This window comes from Arthrobacter sp. B2a2-09 (assembly GCF_027587375.1).
Lineage (GTDB): Bacteria > Actinomycetota > Actinomycetes > Actinomycetales > Micrococcaceae > Arthrobacter.
This window is the reverse complement of record NZ_JAMXIC010000004.1, coordinates 137886-153494: the sequence shown is the minus strand read 5'-3', so window position 1 is coordinate 153494 and position 15609 is coordinate 137886. Positions and strand designations below refer to the sequence as shown.

Below are 15609 nucleotides of genomic sequence, written 5' to 3'. Positions count from 1 at the left end.
ACCTGGAATGCAGTCCCGTGGCCAGGGAAGGGCGCCCCGCCCGGGAAAGCCAGGACCGGGTGCCTACCCTTGGGCTATGTCCGCGGCCATCGCGGTCGCCGTAATCGGAGCCTCGCTCTCGCTCAACGGCGTCTTCAGGGGTTGGGTGTGGCTGGTTCCCGCTATCACCACGGTGTTTATCGTCGGATTGACCTTGGCTGTCCTTCGTGCCCTGAGGGTCCACCCGGTGCTCACCACTTTGGGTGGCTTGCTCGCTTTGGTGTTCATCCTCGACTTCACCTTCTTCCGGCCTGAAAGCATCGCGGGCTTCATTCCCTCCGGTGCGACCCTGGACACGCTGGGCCAATTCCTCAAACGGGCCGGAGAAACGATGGTGTCGGAGACCGCACCCGTCTCCCCGAACGCTGGAATAGTGTTCGTCGCCTGCGTGAGCCTGGGCTTGGTGGTTGTCCTCATCGATGCCTTGGCGGTCCCGCTCGGCATGCCTGCGACGAGTGGCTTGGGCCTGCTGGTTGTCCTCGTTTTCCCGGCGACCATCAAGCCGCAAGGCGGCGGGCTGCTCGGATTCCTCGCCGCCGCCGTCGGTTTCATCCTGATCCTGGGCTGCAGCCAATGGTTCGCACCGGACTCGCGGCTGCAGACCGGCAACGCCCACGGCACGGGGCAGCTCAAGCGGTCCGTGGTGATCGGTGGCGTGGCCCTGGTGCTGGGCCTCCTGTTGCCATTGGCGGTTCCGGGCTTCGAGCGCGGGACGTTTCCGGTGGGTTCGCGGCTGAATCCCTGGGGCGTCTCCAACGGCCTGAACCCCATGATCACGCTCGGCAACAGCCTGCGGAATCCCACCAGCGACGGCAGCATCACCTATGCCACGAGTTCCACGGCCCCGGTTTACCTCCGCTCCGTCACCATTGACAAGTTCGACGGCGATACCTGGGCACCCGACGACCGCGAAGCCTCCCGGCGCATAGGACCGGGCCGCATGGCGCCGGACTACGCACTCCCCTCTGAGCTGGTCCGCCAATTGACGGTGGTCGATACCGGGCAGTTCACCAGTCCGTATCTGCCGGTCCCCTATGCCCCAACAGCCGTAAACGGCCTGAGCGGACGCTGGTCTTGGGATCCCGCAACGCTCAGCATCCGTGGCGAGGACACCACCACGAGGAACCAGCAGTACACCGTGTATTCGGCGCTGCCGGCGCTGACGTCGGCAACGTTGAGCCAGGACAACGCCAAGCCCACCTCCATCTCGCAGGATTTCATCCAGTTGCCAAGCAATGTCCCGGACATTGTGAAGAACACCGCCAAGACAGTGACGGCCGGCGCCAACGGCAACTATGCCAAGGCGATGGCGATCCAGGACTATCTGCGCTCATCTCAGTTCAGCTACTCCCTGCAGGCTCCGGTCCAGGGCGGTTATGACGGCAACGGCATGTCCGTGCTGGCGGATTTCCTGCAGCAGAAGAGCGGCTATTGCGTGCACTTCGCCTCCGCCATGGCCGTCATGGCGCGGCTGGAGGGAATCCCGAGCCGCATCGCAGTGGGGTACGCGCCGGGGCACGCCACAGGGGCCACAGTTGCGGTGGCGGGACAGGAACCCCTGGCGGAGTATCAGGTGGATGCCCGCGACGCCCACGCCTGGCCCGAGCTCTATTTCGAGGGGGTCGGTTGGGTCGCCTTTGAACCAACCCCTTCCCGCGGCGTGGTCCCGCCCTATGCGAGCGAGCCTGTTGCGCCGGGCGGCCCGAGCACCAACCTGCATGACGAGAACCTGACCCCGGGTTCCTCGACTCCCCCGCCGAGCACCACTGCTGTACCTCCGCTTGCGGGTCCGGGGGCCGGATCAGGCACGGCCACCGGTTACGCAACCGCTCTGTACGTCACCGCCGCCGCGCTCCTTTTGGCGGTGTTGGCGGCTTCCCCGCGGCTGGTCCGCTCCGGCATCCGGGCGCGGCGCCTGAGGCCGGCACGAGCCAAGCAGATCGCTTCGGGAGACGGGGCGGGCCCGGCCCCGTCCGGGGATGGTCCGGTCTTGGCATGGGCTGAGCTTCAGGACCTCGCCACGGACTACGGTGTACCACCCGTGCCCAGCGAAACGCCGCGGCATTTCGCGGCCCGATTGAGCAACTCAGCTGTACTTGGAACGCCGAGGGCGGCAGCGTCGCCGTCGGGAGCCGCCGACGACGCCGGGCAGCACGCAGTTGCATCACTCACCGGCGAGTTCGAACGGCAGCGTTACGGTCCCCCGGAGGGCCCCCAGGCGGACACTGCAGCGGAGCGAGCGAACGCGGCCGCGGTCCGGATCGCGGCTGTCCGTGCCGCGTTCCGGCGCAATGCGTCTTGGTTCGCAGTCTTCCGTGCCGATTGGTTCCCGCCGTCCTTGATGTCCAGGTGGTTCCAGCTCCTGTGGTCGCCATTCCGCTGGCTGGGTGGCATTTCTGCGGCGGCAGCAAGCCGGGCGGCAGCATCCGTGCAGAAACTGTTCGGGGCCCTCCGCTGGCGGCGCTGACCCAACCGGCTCGCAGTTGTTGTCGTTATGGGCGCCGAAAACGACATCTATTGCGAGTTACTTGGGCTTGGAACGGCAAAGGCAGGGCACCGGAACCCAAAGGTTTGGTGCCCTGCCTTCATTCAACGGCAGTTCCCCGTTGCGAGAGGTACGCCGAAGTTCTACTAGTCGGCGTAAGGATCCGCGATGCCGACGTACTGCGTGGTGAGGTACTCCTCGATGCCTTCGAAACCGCCTTCTCGGCCCAGGCCGGACTGCTTCACGCCACCGAAAGGTGCCGCAGCGTTGGAGATGACCCCGGCGTTGAGGCCGAGCATGCCGGTCTCGATCTTTTCGCTGACGCGCAGTCCGCGGTTCAGGTCCTTGGTGTAGACGTAGGCGACCAGTCCGTATTCGGTGTTGTTGGCCAGGTTGATGGCTTCGTCTTCGCTCTTGAAGGTGATGATCGGTGCAACCGGTCCGAAGATTTCTTCCTTCAGGATGCGGGCGTCCGCGGACACGTTCTTGAGCACGGTGGGCTGGTAGAAGTAGCCCGGGCCGTCCACCGGGGCACCGCCGGTGACGGCGATCGCGCCGTTGGCAACGGCGTCGGACACGAGGGCGTGCACGCCGTTGCGGGCCTTGCCATCGATTAGCGGGCCAACCGTGGAGTCCGGCTCGGTACCGCGCGCAGTGTTGAGTGCCGAGATCTTGGCAGCGAACTTGTCGGCGAAGGCATCGGCGATGGAGTCGTGCACAATGAAGCGGTTGGCTGCCGTGCAGGCCTCGCCCATGTTGCGCATCTTGGCCGCGACGGCCCCTTCGACGGCCTTGTCCAGGTCAGCGTCCTCGAAGACCACGAACGGTGCGTTGCCGCCCAGTTCCATGGAGCTGCGCAGGACCTTGTCCGCTGCTTCGCGCATGAGGGACTGCCCGACGGCGGTGGAGCCCGTGAAGGAGATCTTGCGCAGGCGGTGGTCCTTGATGAGGGGCCCGGTGACTGCGCCTGCCGTGGAGGTCTGGATGACGTTGAGCACGCCGGCGGGGAGGCCGGCTTCCTGCATGACCTGGGCGAAGAGCAGGCTGGTCAGCGGGGTCAGGTTGGCGGGCTTGAGCACCATGGTGCAGCCAGCGGCAACCGCGGGGGCAATCTTGCGGGTAGCCATGGCCAGCGGGAAGTTCCACGGGGTGATCAGCAGGCAGGGACCAACCGGCTTCTTCTGGACCAGGATGCGGTTCTTGCCGTCCGGGGCTGCGGAGTAGCGGCCGCTCACGCGGACGGCTTCCTCGGAGAACCAGCGCAGGAACTCGGCGCCGTAAGCTACTTCGCCGCGGGCTTCAGCCAAAGGCTTGCCCATTTCCAAGGTCATGAGCAGCGCGAAGTCTTCTGCGCGTGCCGTGACCAGCTCGAACGCGCGGCGCAGGATTTCGCCACGCTCGCGGGGAGCGGTGCGGGCCCAGGAGGCCTGGGCTGCGGCAGCAGCGTCCAGAGCGGCGGCGCCGTCCTCTGCTCCGGCGTCGGAAATGCTGATGAGCACCTTGCCCGTGGCGGGATCCTCGACGTCGAACGTCTTGCCGGATGCCGCAGGCAGCCACTGGCCGTTGATGAGCAGCCCCGTGGGAACGGATGCGAGAAGTTCGCTTTCGCGATCGGCGGTAACAGTCACAGTGACTCCTTCGTCAGTCGGTGCATGTTGTAGAGATGCACCAACACTTGATTTTTGTGGAATTACTGTCACGGTACTGCCCGCCGCGAAGCAGTGTCTACGCCTTCGCGCACTGCCGCGGGAGCAAGAGTTTGTGCAGTTGCACAGCCCCGGTTGAGCCCGGAGCTAGCGAGCGGCGAGCACCGTCCTAACGCGCCGCGAGCACAGCAGAGTACAGCTCGCGCTTGCTGATGCGGGCGTCCTCGGCCACTGCGGCCACCGCTTCCTTGAGCCTGACGCCCTTGGCAATGAGTTCATTGACCGCCGCAACATGGTCCTCAGGCTTGCCCGGCGCCTGTTCGGGGGCGCCGGCCACGACGACGGCAATCTCGCCGCGAACCTCGTTGTTTTCAGCCCACTCAAGCAGTTCCCGCACGGTTCCCCGGATGACTTCCTCATAGGTCTTCGTCAATTCGCGGCACACCGCGATGCGGCGGTCCGCGCCGAACCGCTCGTGCAAGGCGCGGAGCATTGGCTCAAGCCGGTGCGGTGCCTCAAAGAACACCATCGTCCGGCGTTCGTTGGCGAGGTCCGCAAGCCGGGAGCTGCGTTCTCCGGCCTTGCGGGGCAGGAATCCTTCGAAGCAGAAACGGTCCGTGGGCAGCCCCGACAGTGCCAAGGCCGTCAACACGGCGGACGGGCCGGGGAAGGCGGTGACGAACAGCCCTGCTGCCACGGCTCCCTCCACGAGGCGGAAGCCGGGGTCGGACACTGCGGGCATGCCGGCGTCGCTCACCATGATGATGGTCTTGCCGGCCCGGACGTGATCCAGCAGTTCCTCGGTCTTGGCGGCCTCGTTGTGCTCGTGGTAGCTGATGACCCGGCCGGACACGGTGATGCCGAGCGACTGGACCAGCCGATGCAGGCGCCGCGTGTCCTCCGCGGCGACGATGTCGGCCGTCTGCAACAACTCGATGAGGCGACTGGAGGCATCGCCGACGTTGCCGATGGGAGTGGCAGCCAGCACTATCCGGCCTACGCCGTCGGGCAGGGCGGGAAGCGCCTGCACCTCAAGCGACTCCGCCGAGTCAGGAACGGTGGTTTCATCCGGGGAGCTCAGCTGTTCAGTCACCCAACAAGCCTAATGCCCCGGCTGCTGCTTTCAGGGAGCTATCGGAGGCAAAAGGTAGCATGGGCTGAGTGACCGATACCTCCGTGCGCCCCGCCCCGCAAACCTGGTTGATACGGCCCCGGGAGGCTTTCACGGCCGAGGCCCTGCGGACGCGGCTCATTGGCAGCATCCAAAGTTGGCGGGATTATCCGCCGTCCTTGCGGCTGTGGTTCTGGCTGATCCCCACTATCACGGCCGTGATCGGCGGGATCCTGCGTTTTGTCCGCCTCGATGACCCTCATAGCCTCGTCTTCGACGAGACCTACTACGTCAAGGATGCCTACTCGCTCCTGGTCAGCGGCTACGAGCGGAGCTGGCCGGACAAGGCCAACGATGCCTTCAATGCAGGCAACCCCAACGTCCTGCTCAACTCCCCCGAATACGTGGTGCATCCCCCGGTGGGGAAATGGATGATCGCCTTCGGGATGTGGCTCTTTGGCTCGGACAATTCCTTCGGCTGGAGGTTTTCCGCGGCCCTGACGGGCACCCTCTCTATCTTCCTGATCGCCCTGATCGCCCTGAAGCTGTTCCGCTCCCACATCCTGGGCGCGGCCGCGGGGCTGCTGCTCGCCGTCGACGGCCACCACTTGGTCATGTCGCGGACGTCCCTGCTGGACATCTTCCTGATGTTTTGGCTGCTCGCGGCCTTTGGTGCCCTCCTGATGGATCGCGACGACGGACGGCGCCGTCTGGCGGCACGGCTTGCCGCGCTGGCAGGCGCCTCAAAGGACGGCCGGCCGACGGCGTTGCACCTCGCCTCAGGGCCGTGGCTCGGATTCCGGTGGTGGCGGCTGGCGGCCGGTGTTTGCCTCGGCTTGGCGGTTGGCACCAAGTGGTCGGCGCTGTTCTTCGTGGCCGGTTTCGGCTTGATGACCGTGTTCTGGGACATGAGCGCGCGGCGCATTGCCGGCATCCGGAGTTGGCCCAGTGCCGGGATCATCAAGGACGGCATTCCTGCGTTCTTCACCATGATCCCGGTGGCCGGAGCCGTGTATTTGTCGACGTGGACCGGCTGGTTCCTTTCCAAGGACGCCTATTACCGGCAATGGGCGGATACGAATCCCTCCGCCACGTGGGGCTGGATTCCCGGGCCGTTGCGTTCCCTTGCCTACTACCATTTGCAGGCTTACAACTTCCACCAGGGCCTCAGCTCGCCGCACCCGTATTCGGCGAGTCCGTGGACCTGGCTCGTCATGGGCCGGCCCACGTCGTTCTACTATGAGTCCCCCAAGCAGGGAACCCCCGGCTGCGATCTGCCCAACTGTACTTCGGCGATCCTGTCCGTCGGCAACCCGGTGATCTGGTGGGGTGCCACGATTGCGCTCTTCGTGGTGCTGTTCTGGTGGGCGGGACGGCGCGACTGGCGGGCAGGGGCAATCCTGGCCGGCGTCGCCGCGGGGTATTTGCCGTGGTTCATGTATCCGGAGCGCACCATGTTCTACTTCTATGCGCTTTCCTTCGAGCCCTTCCTCGTGCTGGCTCTCGTCTATGGATTGGGACGAGTGCTCGGTAGGAGCGAGGCTCCTCCGTGGCGCCGCCGCTCCGGCCTTTACCTGGTTGGCCTTGTGGTGGTCGTTGCCGTGCTGTTGTCGGCGTTCTTCTATCCGGTGTGGACGGCAGAAGTGATCAGCTATCAGGACTGGCGCATGCGTATGTGGATGCCGTCCTGGATCTAGGGACCTGCCCGGAAGGTCGGGACGGCACCCACGCAAAGAAGCGGCCCGCCTAGGATTGGATATTCCCGGGCGGACCGCTTTTTCGTTGTTGCCGAAGTGCTACTTCTCGCGCGTCCCGGCCGGCGTGCCGGCCTCCGCGCGGGCCACCGAGTCGGTATCCGCGTCGGTATCCGCCGCATTCGCGGCGCCTTCCGCAGCAGCTTCGTTCTTGGGAGAGAGCCCGCGACGACGGCGGGTAGGCCAGGTGAAGATGAGGGTCAGCAGGGCCGTGATGGAGACCAAAGCGCCGATCGCAATTCCGGAGTCCATCCAGTACTGTCCCGGGAACAAGCGGATCAAGGTGTCGTCCAGCGCGAATGTCCAAGTGCCGTTGGCGAAGAAGATGTGGTGGAAGTCCGTGAAGAACTGCTGCCAGCCCAGTGCCGCAAGCGTGCCCAGTCCCAGGATGAGCACCACGGTGACGATCGAACCGGCAAACAGGCCGCGGCGGATTCCGCCCGTGCTTCGCTTGCGCAGGTACAGCATTGCGACGATGCCAATGATGATCATGAGGGCGCCGGCACCGAACGCGGAGAGCATCACCGTCTTGACGTCGGCCATGTGGGAAACTTCGCCCTCTTTGAACAGCTTCTCGCCGTTCTGGTTGACGAGCTCGCCCAAGTAGCGTGGCCCGGACCAGTTGCTGAGATAGTCCAAGGCATAGGAACCATAGGTCATCCGGTCATCGGCGTTGAAGCCGTAGCCATCGCCGGGGAATCCCGGCCGGTAGTACTCCACCCACAAAAACAGCGGACTCGCCACCGCGCGGATTGCCAGCACCAAGAGCACCACTGGGTAGAAAACGGCCAGCAGGACCTGGAAGATGCGCGGCGCCACCGGCTTGGCGTTGGCAGCCTGCTCGCGCTCGTGGTTGCGTCGCTCCACCTCGGCTTCCGGAGGGCGGACCTGAAGGGCCGACGTCGGCAGGGGCTCGGCGAAGAGGGCCGGTTCCGGCCCGGCTTCCGCTGCCTCAGCGGCTTTGCGGTCTGCCCTGCTCTCCGGCTGTTGTCCTGGCGCGGACGCAGCTCCCGGCTTGCCCTCTTCAGGCAAACGCTTCGTCGAAGAGTCTTGGGCTCCGTCAGCAGCCCGTGCCGGGCGTGCGTCAGCGGCCTGTGCCGGGCGAGCGTCAGCGGGCGTTGACTTGGGGGCAGGCTTCATCCATTCGAAGGCCGGCTCATCGCCGTCGTCGTGGGTATCCGCGTCCGGGTCTTTGGGGATCGGGCTCTTCTCGGTCACTTCGATTTCACTTCCGTAGGATTCACATGCCGGAGCAGGAACGGTCCGCTGGCAATCTTCTCTGCCTTTGAGCCTACCGTCAGCCCTCGCGGAGAGACGATGAGCCACCCCGGCGAACGTCGGATTGCGGCCGGGCCCGAGCGCCGTCAGGCGGCTATCTCCCGGTAACCGGCGTCGTTTGCGTCCAGGTCGCCTGTGGCGCCGGCACGGAACGCCCGTCCGCCCAACACCAACGCATAGACCCAGTATGCCGCGAGAACGAGGGAACCGATCAGGATCTTGGCCCATACCGGAAGCGGGCTGGGCGTCACAAAAGCCTCGACGAGTCCGGAAACGAACAGGACAAGCACCAGGCCTAGAGCCACTGTGATCAGGGAACGCCCCTCTTCCGCGACTGCCTGCATCCTGCGCCGCGGGCCTGGCGAAACCATGGCCCAGAAAATGCGGAGCCCGGCGGCGGAGGCGATGAACACCGCCGTTAGCTCCATGAGGCCGTGCGGGAGGATGTAGCTGAAAAACACATCCATCTTGCCGGTGGCGGCAAACACACCCGCAGCGACTCCCAGGCCCTGTGCATTCGAGAAGAGCATGTACGGCACCCAGAAGCCGGTGATGCCCAAGGCTACGGCCTGCGCCCCGATCCAAGCATTGTTCGTCCAGACAGCGCCTGCGAAGGACGCAGCAGGGTTCTCTGAGTAGTAGCCAACGAAGTCATGGTCGACGTATTGCTTGACGGCGTCGCTGCTTCCCAGGGCCCTCAAGGCTTCCGGGGACGTTCCGATCCAGAGCGTGTAGGCCGCAGCCACAAGGCAGAAGAAAACCCCGCAGCAGACCGTGAGCCACCGCAAGCGGTAGAACGCGGCCGGCAGGGACACCACAAAAAAGCGGGCGAGGTCTTCCATGAAATTCGACCGCGCCCCGGTGAAGCGGGTACGGGCCTGGGCGAGGGCCGCCGACAAAGATGCGGAGAGTGCGCTCTCCGGGGCCACCGACCGGATGAGGGACAGGTGTGATGACACCACTTGGTACAAACGCAGAAGCTCGTCGGCTTCACCGCCGTCAAGGCGTCGTTTGTGCGCGAGCTCGTGCAAGCGGGACCATTTGGTCCCGTTCACGACAGAGAAGGCATCCATGTCCACGGCTCTACCCTAATCCCAACCCTCCCAAACAGTCCCACCATCCCCGCACCCCCTGCTCCAGATCCGTGGCCGCGGTTAGACTCGATCCAGCGGGAGCCGTCCGGTCCCGCAGACAAGTGGCAATGCTTGGGGGCAGGCTTGAGTTCGATCATTACCGGCGAGGCCGTGGTCCTTGAACTGCGGCCGGCATCGTTCGGGGCGAGGGCCCTCGGGCTCATGCTCGATGTCCTGGTTCATGTTGTGTTGCTGTTCGGTCTATTGCTCCTGCTCAGCGTGGTGGCACGGGATGTGGACGTGGACGCCGTCCGTGCGATGGCCCTGTCCAGCGTGGTGCTGTGCTTCGTCGTGGTGCCCGTGGCGGTGGAAACGCTGAGCCGCGGCCGCTCGCTGGGCAAGTTGGCTACCGGTCTCAGGATCGTGCGCGACGACGGCGGATCCATCCGCTTCCGGCACGCGGTGATCCGAGGGTTGATCGGCTTCCTGGAGATCTACGCGACGTTCGGCGGATTGGCCATCGCCGTGGCGCTCTTCAACGACAAGTCGAAGAGGCTCGGAGACGTCGTGGCCGGAAGCTATTCGCTCAGGCAGCGCGTTCCTGCTGAACCCAAAATCCTCCCCTACGCTCCTCCGCACCTGCAGGCATGGGTGGGACTCGCGGATATCGGCAGGGTTCCGGACGGCACCGCGCGGCGGGCGTCACAGTTCATCCAGCAGGCCTCCCGGATGGCTCCGGACTCGCGCGCCAGCCTGGCCGCAGCCCTCGCAACCGAACTCGCGGCTTACGTCGCCCCACCGCCGCCGCCCGGAACGACGCCGGAAGGCTACTTGCACGCGGTGTTGGGCGAGCGGCGAAACCGCGAACTGGAACGATTGCGCCGCGCAGAACAACGCAGCGCCATCGTCGGGGATCGACTCAACAAGCTCCCGTTCACGCGCTAGCCAAGCGCGCGGCATGCAAGGTGCGCCCCGCCGTCGGGCAGCACTGCGGCAAGTCCCGGCAGCGCTCAGCGCTTCGCGTAGCTGGCCCAGGCAATGTTCCAGTCGCCGAAGCCTTCAAGGGGCTCCACCGCCGGGGCGCCGGTGTTCAGGACCTGCACCACATCCCCCGTTCGCATGTTGTTGAAGAACCAGGCGGCGTCAGCCGGGAGCAAGCCAACACAGCCGTGGGAGACGTTGCTTGCGCCAACGGCTCCGTAGGCTGATGGAAGCGCTTGGTGCACATAGACCCCCGAGTTCGTGAGCCGGTTGGCGTGCTCGACGACGAGCGGTGCGTAGTAGCCTTTGTCACCGGGTTTGAGGCCGATGCTGCCGGCGTTGAACTTGGAGTGGCGTTCCTGCTCCATGATCACGGCATAGCCGGTGGGCGACAGCCAGTCCGGGCTGCCGAGGGTGACGGGAGCCGTCTTGACGAGTGCGCCGTCAAAATACACCTTCATGGTCTTGGTGGCGTCGTCCACCACCGCGATCCGCTGCGGACCGGTCGTGAACGTGGCCTTGACGTTGGAGTTGCCGATCATTCCGCTGCCGAAATCCCTGCCGAACAAGGGCAAATCCATTGTGACGCTCGTGTTGGCTGCCCAGAATGTCTTCGGGCGGATCCGCACCTTCTGGTCCGAATACCAGCGCCAGGCCACTTCCTGGCCCGAGGAAACACCAATCTTCACGGACAGTTCCATGGCGGCTTTATCGGCCACAGGCTCGCTGAAGTTGATTTCGATGGGCTGCCCCGAACCCATGATGGAACCGTCGTGGGGGAACAGCACGGCATTGGCCTCGTTGGGCGTGGATACCGTGGTGAAAGTTTGGGTCTTCCGGGTTTCCCGGCCCGCGCCGTCAACAACGGTAAACCCGTAACGGTACTCGGTGTTGAACTTCAGGGGCTCCAGCGTGGACCAGGTGCTGCCGTCGCCGCTGATGGTTCCCTTGATGGCCATACCGCCTTTGACCGGGACTAGTTCAACGCCCTTCAGCGTGCCATGCACGGCCTTCACGGATGGCCCGACGGCGGGATTCACTTCGCGGGCACCGTCAAGCGGAGTGATGCCCAGTTCCACTGCCTTGACGACTGAGGACGCTGGCCCGGCGTCGGTACGCTGCGGCGATCCCGCTTCCGATTCAACCGCCGTTTCCAGCCAACGAGGGGCGGTTGCAACGCCGATTCCTCCGGCCGCGACGCCAGCACAAATCCCCATGATTCCGAGAATCTTCCCGGTTTTGCGTTTCCTCTGCGACCCCATAGTGCAACTCCACATCCCCCTGCAGAAAGCCAGCCCCCAAGACTGACCCGCCAAGTCTACCGGGGGTACTAATGCGTCCGAACCGTGCCGGAAGTTGGCGTATTGATCAATTGGCGTACTGCGCCCAGGGGATGTTCCAGTCGCCAAAGCCATCGTCGAAATTGGCGTAGTCGCCCTGGGTATTGACCACCTGGACGACGTCTCCGGTTGTCATGTTGTCGTACACCCATTTCGCACCGTCAGGTCCCAGACCGATGCAACCGTGGGAGAGGTTCGTAACGCCGATGTACGGCAAGGCTGAGTCGGTGGCCTGGTGGATGAACTCGCCGCTGGGTGTCAGGCGCGTGGCGTAGTTGACGTCAAGCTGTCCGTAATAGGCCGGATCTCCCGGCTTAAGGCCGATGGTGGAGGCATCCATGTGCTCTACCCGGTACTTTTCCATGAGCACCAAGTAGCCGCGCGCGGAAGGGAACCTGGTGTCGCCCATGGTGTCCTGCCATTGGCCCACTTGCTGATCGTTGACACTGACCGTGAACGTGTGGGCAACCGCGTCGGCCACCGCCACCTTCTTATCGCCGATCTTGAAGGTGTTCGTCTTGTTGAAGTTGCCGATCTGGCCGTTGCCGAAGTCCACCCCGAACAGCTTGAGGTCCACTGTCACGGTACTGTTCGCTGCCCAGAAGTTCTCCGGGCGGTAGCGCACCATGGTGTCGCTGAACCAGTGGAAGGCACCGACTTGGCCCGACGTGGACGTGACCTTGATGGCCTTCTCGACGGCGGCTTTGTTAACCACGGGTTCACTGAACGTGAGCTGGAGAGGCTGCGCCACGCCTACCTTCGACCCATCCAGGGGGTACATGGCGGCGTCTGCCTCGTTCTGCGTGGAAACCGTCGTGAAGGATCCGGTCTTCGACGTTGCCCGGCCGGCGGCATCCGCAACGGTGTAATTGAAAGTGTACGAGGAGTTGAATTCGAGGGGCGTGGTTGCGGTCCAGCTCAGCCCATCCGGGGTCAACGCACCATCGATAGCCTTTCCTTCGGCGCTCGTCAGGGAGACTCTGTCCAGGGTTCCGTCCTTGACGCTGATCGTGACGGGCGCCGCCGGGTTCACTTGCTTGGCCCCGCTCGCAGGCGAGGCAACCACCGTGGCAGGCTTCACGACGGGCAGCACGGCTGCCGCCTCGCTGCGTTCACCTGAGGATCCCTCGGATTCGATTGCCGCACTGGCCGCATGCGGGGCCACTGCAGCGAACGTGCCACTGAGCGCGGCAATGAGGCAGACAACCACGATCCAGGCAACCTTCCGGAACCTGCTTCGCTTCGTGAGTGCAGTGTCCACGTGCCCGGCACTGCCACTATCCTGCTCAGTGTCGAAGAGCCGCGCGGCGTCCACATGCTCGATACTGTCTGCTTGCTCGCCGTCGGGATTAAGACCCATTCCTGTTTTCTCCAAAACTCACGCCCCCCAAAAAGCCCACGCCCCACAGCCGCATCCTAAAGGACGTGGCTTGATATTGGCTGGGAGCCCGCCTGCCGGCGTGCCCCCAGCCGGTGTTCTCAGTACCGGTAGTGTTCCGGCTTGTACGGCCCGGCAACGTCAAGGTCCAGGTATTCCGCCTGTTCCTTGCTGAGTTCGGTCAGTTCCACGCCCAAAGCATCCAGGTGCAGGCGGGCGACCTTCTCATCGAGGATCTTGGGCAGCACGTAAACCTGGTTCGAGTATTCGCGCTCGGCCTCGGGCTGGTCCTTCTTGGTCCACAGCTCGATCTGGGCGATCGTCTGGTTGGCGAAGGAGTTGCTCATGACGAACGAGGGGTGGCCGGTCGCGTTGCCCAGGTTCAGGAGGCGGCCTTCGGAAAGCACGATGATCGATCGCTCTTCGCGGCCGTCGGCTGCGGCGAACACCCACTCGTGGACTTGCGGCTTGATTTCGACCTTCTGGACGCCGGGGATCTTTGCCAGTCCGGCCATGTCGATCTCGTTGTCGAAGTGGCCGATGTTGCCCACGATCGCCTTGTTCTTCATGCGGAGCATGTCGGAGGCCATGATGACGTCCTTGTTGCCGGTAGTGGTGACGAAGATGTCGCCCTGTTCCAACACCGAATCCAGCTTGGCCACCTGGTAGCCATCCATGGCTGCCTGGAGCGCGCAGATGGGGTCGATCTCCGTCACGATCACGCGCGAACCCTGGCCGCGGAGCGCCTCAGCGGCGCCCTTGCCGACGTCGCCATAGCCGCAGACGACGGCGACCTTGCCGCCCATGAGGACATCCGTGGCGCGGTTGATGCCGTCCGGCAGGGAGTGGCGGATGCCGTACTTGTTGTCGAATTTGCTCTTGGTCACCGAGTCGTTGACGTTGATGGCCGGAAACAGGAGCTTGCCCTGTTCGGCGAGCTGGTAGAGGCGGTGCACACCCGTGGTGGTTTCCTCGCTCACGCCACGGATGCCTGCGGCGATGCGCGTCCACTTCTTCGGGTCGGCGGCAAGGCTATTCCGCAGCACATCGAGGATGAGTGCATACTCTTCGGGATCGCTTTCCGTGGCAACCGGCACCGCACCTGCGGCTTCGAACTCGACGCCCTTATGGACCAGCAGCGTGGCGTCGCCGCCGTCGTCGAGGATCATGTTGGGGCCCAACTCCGGGTTCGAGTCGGCGCCCGGCCAGCTGAGGATCTGCTCGGCAGTCCACCAGTATTCGTCGAGGGTCTCGCCCTTCCAGGCGAACACGGGAACACCCTGGGGATCCTCGACAGTACCCTTGCCGACCACGACGGCGGCAGCGGCCTCATCCTGCGTGGAGAAGATGTTGCAAGAGGCCCAGCGGACCTCGGCGCCGAGGGCCGTCAGCGTCTCGATGAGCACCGCGGTCTGCACGGTCATGTGCAGGGATCCCGCAATGCGTGCGCCCTTGAGCGGCTGGCTCGGACCGAACTCGGCGCGCAGCGACATGAGGCCCGGCATTTCGTGCTCGGCCAGGCGGATCTGGTGGCGCCCGGCTTCAGCCAGGGAGATGTCTGCAACCTTGTAATCGAAAGTCATGGAAATCCTTTGGAAGTACCGAATGGTCAAGTCAGGTGGGGCTCAGGCGTGCTGGCCTGCGTCGTGCTGGCCTGCGTCGTGCTGGCCTGCGTCGTGCTGGCCTGCGTCGTGCTGGCCTGCGTCGTGCTGGTCCGAGGCAGCGGCGTTGGCTGCGGCCAGCAACTCCGGAGGCAGCAGCAAGGGGATTCCGTCCTGGATGGCATAGCGGAGCTTTTCGCCCGAAGCGGCATCCGCCGTCGAGACGAGTTCCTCGCCGTCCTGCTCCAGCGGGGACCCGGTGACCGGGCACCTCAGGATGGACAACAATTCAGGACTGACCTTTGGCATGGTTGAAGCTCCCTGGATGGCATCTCGCGGACGCCGCTTTGGACAGATATGGCAGCTTCCAGAGTACAACCCGGCGGCGCAGCGCACGTTGTCACAAAGCGCGTCACACAGGGAGCGGCGACACACGCGGTCAGACGACGTGCAGTTCCTGGTGCCCTGGGTTGCCCTGTGTGTTGCCCTGCGGGATCAGGAGGGATCGCGCAGGATGCGCAGATGGCGCCTGGTTCCCTCTACCGGGGCCGGCCCGTCAAAGGGGGCGCGGACAGTCCGCTGTTCCGGTACGGCCGGGGCCGATGCGGCTTCGCGCACGGCGTTGGCCAGGGCAAGGAGATCGTCCGGCCCGGGCTGGGGCGGGGAGGACGGCATGGCCAGTCGCATGACTTCCCAGCCCCTCGGTACAGTCAGCGACTCGGCATGCTGCGCGCACAGATCGTAGGAATGCGGCTCGGCATACGTGGCCAACGGACCAAGCACTGCCGTGGATTCGGCGTAGACGTACGTCAAAGTAGCCACCGCGGACTGGCGGCAAGCTGATCTGGAACACTGACGAATTGCACCCACAACATCCCAGATTAGCCGCACTTCGCCGCGGCGCGGTGCATTGCCTCTTTGCG

The 15609-nt window shown here is 64.6% G+C and carries 12 protein-coding genes; 3 read left to right on the top strand and 9 right to left on the bottom strand.

Annotated elements, in window-relative coordinates; all coding sequences use genetic code 11:
- Nucleotides 1–76: 76 nt before the first annotated feature.
- Complete coding sequence (locus NFJ07_RS06335) at nt 77–2506, top strand: transglutaminase TgpA family protein (RefSeq protein ID WP_333482040.1); 2430 nt, start codon at nt 77–79, stop codon at nt 2504–2506.
- A 164-nt stretch (nt 2507–2670) separates the two neighbouring features.
- On the opposite strand, the gene NFJ07_RS06330 is transcribed toward NFJ07_RS06335, so the two are convergent.
- Both NFJ07_RS06330 and rsmI read right to left on the bottom strand, forming a co-directional pair.
- Entirely contained in the window at nt 2671–4152 is a 1482-nt protein-coding gene (locus NFJ07_RS06330) for an NAD-dependent succinate-semialdehyde dehydrogenase (RefSeq protein WP_269993253.1), read from the bottom strand.
- 187 nt (nt 4153–4339) lie between these two features.
- The gene (rsmI, locus tag NFJ07_RS06325; protein WP_269993401.1) at nt 4340–5200 is read right to left on the bottom strand and encodes a 16S rRNA (cytidine(1402)-2'-O)-methyltransferase; all 861 of its coding nucleotides are present in this window, start codon (nt 5198–5200) and stop codon (nt 4340–4342) included.
- A gap of 131 nt (nt 5201–5331) precedes the next feature.
- Here rsmI and NFJ07_RS06320 point away from each other — a divergent pair, with 131 nt between their 5' ends.
- Complete coding sequence (locus NFJ07_RS06320; protein WP_269993252.1) at nt 5332–6978, top strand: dolichyl-phosphate-mannose--protein mannosyltransferase; 1647 nt, start codon at nt 5332–5334, stop codon at nt 6976–6978.
- A 99-nt stretch (nt 6979–7077) separates the two neighbouring features.
- Here the strand turns inward: NFJ07_RS06320 and NFJ07_RS06315 are convergent, their stop codons facing one another.
- Entirely contained in the window at nt 7078–8253 is a 1176-nt protein-coding gene (locus NFJ07_RS06315) for a TIGR01906 family membrane protein (RefSeq protein WP_269993251.1), read from the bottom strand.
- A gap of 146 nt (nt 8254–8399) precedes the next feature.
- A complete protein-coding gene (locus NFJ07_RS06310; RefSeq protein ID WP_269993250.1) occupies nt 8400–9392 on the bottom strand; it encodes a stage II sporulation protein M in 993 nt (330 codons plus the stop codon).
- A gap of 138 nt (nt 9393–9530) precedes the next feature.
- On the opposite strand from NFJ07_RS06310, the gene NFJ07_RS06305 reads away from it, so the two are divergent.
- The gene (locus NFJ07_RS06305; protein ID WP_269993249.1) at nt 9531–10331 is read left to right on the top strand and encodes an RDD family protein; all 801 of its coding nucleotides are present in this window, start codon (nt 9531–9533) and stop codon (nt 10329–10331) included.
- 65 nt (nt 10332–10396) lie between these two features.
- Here the strand turns inward: NFJ07_RS06305 and NFJ07_RS06300 are convergent, their stop codons facing one another.
- The 5 genes from NFJ07_RS06300 to NFJ07_RS06280 form a co-directional block, all read right to left on the bottom strand.
- On the bottom strand, nt 10397–11584 hold the full coding sequence (locus tag NFJ07_RS06300; protein ID WP_269993248.1) for a L,D-transpeptidase: 1188 nt from the start codon (nt 11582–11584) through the stop codon (nt 10397–10399).
- A 151-nt stretch (nt 11585–11735) separates the two neighbouring features.
- Nucleotides 11736–13067 (bottom strand): L,D-transpeptidase, encoded by a 1332-nt coding sequence (locus NFJ07_RS06295; RefSeq protein ID WP_269993247.1) that lies wholly within the window; start codon nt 13065–13067, stop codon nt 11736–11738.
- A gap of 119 nt (nt 13068–13186) precedes the next feature.
- Entirely contained in the window at nt 13187–14668 is a 1482-nt protein-coding gene (gene ahcY / locus NFJ07_RS06290; protein WP_269993246.1) for an adenosylhomocysteinase, read from the bottom strand.
- Between the two features lie 42 nt (nt 14669–14710).
- Nucleotides 14711–14995, bottom strand: a complete 285-nt coding sequence (locus tag NFJ07_RS06285) for a Trm112 family protein (RefSeq protein ID WP_269993245.1) — start codon at nt 14993–14995, stop codon at nt 14711–14713.
- 186 nt (nt 14996–15181) lie between these two features.
- The gene (locus tag NFJ07_RS06280; protein ID WP_269993244.1) at nt 15182–15556 is read right to left on the bottom strand and encodes a DUF3499 domain-containing protein; all 375 of its coding nucleotides are present in this window, start codon (nt 15554–15556) and stop codon (nt 15182–15184) included.
- Between the last annotated feature and the right edge of the window lie 53 nt (nt 15557–15609).

Bases quoted from the DNA above. Each gene is read 5' to 3' on its own strand.
- ahcY (WP_269993246.1), bottom strand. From the start codon at position 14,668: ATGACTTTCGATTACAAGGTTGCAGACATCTCCCTGGCTGAAGCCGGG.
- NFJ07_RS06300 (WP_269993248.1), bottom strand. From the start codon at position 11,584: ATGGGGATTTGTGCTGGCGTCGCGGCCGGAGGAATCGGCGTTGCAACC.
- NFJ07_RS06285 (WP_269993245.1), bottom strand. From the start codon at position 14,995: ATGCCAAAGGTCAGTCCTGAATTGTTGTCCATCCTGAGGTGCCCGGTC.
- NFJ07_RS06335 (WP_333482040.1), top strand. From the start codon at position 77: ATGTCCGCGGCCATCGCGGTCGCCGTAATCGGAGCCTCGCTCTCGCTC.
- NFJ07_RS06295 (WP_269993247.1), bottom strand. From the start codon at position 13,067: ATGGGTCTTAATCCCGACGGCGAGCAAGCAGACAGTATCGAGCATGTG.